This is a genomic window from Halorubrum sp. SP3 (genome assembly GCF_005435195.1).
GTDB classification, from domain to species: Archaea; Halobacteriota; Halobacteria; order Halobacteriales; family Haloferacaceae; genus Halorubrum; species Halorubrum sodomense.
Genome location: NZ_SGTU01000225.1, coordinates 1 through 660, shown reverse-complemented (window position 1 = coordinate 660; position 660 = coordinate 1). Strand labels below are relative to the sequence as shown.

Annotated in this window: 1 protein-coding gene; it reads left to right on the top strand. The window is 59.1% G+C overall.

What is annotated here, in order from left to right:
• The coding region (locus EXE42_RS16335; RefSeq protein ID WP_137706995.1) for an RNA-guided endonuclease TnpB family protein at positions 1–660 on the top strand (660 nt) is incomplete at both ends.

The following is a 660-nucleotide window of genomic DNA, read 5'->3' as shown; positions in this document are numbered from 1 at the left end:
CATCGGAGTCGATATTGGAGAAGCGTCACTCGTCACGGTGTGTCACCGCGACAGGCACGGTTCTCCGACCGCTCCCGAACTGTGGACCGACGAGGGCAAAACCGTCCGTCGGCTCAGAAAGACCTACTTCACCGCCACACGGCGACTCCAGACGCGCGGAAGTGAGCGTATCTCGGAGTCCTTCGGGGACGACCTGTGGGACCAGATAGACGACGTGTTCCACCGCGTCACCCGCAAAGTCGTGGAGTACGCCGAGTCCGTCGAGAATCCCGTTCTTGTTCTGGAAGACCTGACGTACATACGGGAGTCGATGGACTATGGCGAGTACATGAACCGCCGTCTCCACGGATGGGGATTCGCCAAACTCCACGCGCAGATACGCTACAAAGCTGTCGAGAAGGGTATCCCTGTCGAAACGGTGAACCCGCGCAACACCTCGAAAGATTGCCATGCGTGCGGTGAGGTAGGATACCGCCCACGACAGGCGACATTCAAGTGTACGAACGATGCGTGTTGGATGGGTGAGTACCAAGCGGACGTGAACGGAGCGGTGAACATCGCAGACCGCTACCTCAGCGGAGAGAGTCGTTTCAGAGAACACGAGAACGACGATGACTCGGCTGAGGATGGGGGGCGTTTGACCGCCCCACAAGACAGCCA